1 protein-coding gene is annotated in these 345 nt (G+C 35.7%); it reads right to left on the bottom strand.

From position 1 onward, the window contains the following. Positions 1-345 (bottom strand): hypothetical protein (locus tag J1C54_RS16495; RefSeq protein WP_229150076.1); only part of this gene is annotated, 345 nt, incomplete at both ends.

Below are 345 nucleotides of genomic sequence, written 5' to 3'. Positions count from 1 at the left end.
AACTATTGCATGGGAATTTCCTAAGATGTCGTAGTACGTACCTGAAAAGGTGATTTTAATATCATCTCCTGGATTTGCACCAAATAGTTGATAGTTAAATGTTATGGAATTTGATGCATGGTTATAATCGATATCTACACCTTGAATATTCAACACAGCAATTTGACCACCTGTTAAGGTGAACGTCGTTGGTACTGAAATTATGTAAGGACAAGCATCAACTGATGGTGCAAAGGTTAGTTCAAATGTATTACTGCTTGTATCTTCTGAGGTTATTTGAAACATACAACTAAAACCAGAAGTTGGAGCCAAAGGCACATCTGTAGCTATGATATTGGTTGAATA

The organism is Alcanivorax sp. 1008 (assembly GCF_020667895.1).
Taxonomy (GTDB): domain Bacteria; phylum Pseudomonadota; class Gammaproteobacteria; order Pseudomonadales; family Alcanivoracaceae; genus PGZG01.
The sequence above is the reverse complement of the archived record's forward strand: the minus strand, read 5'-3'. Positions and strand labels throughout refer to the sequence as shown.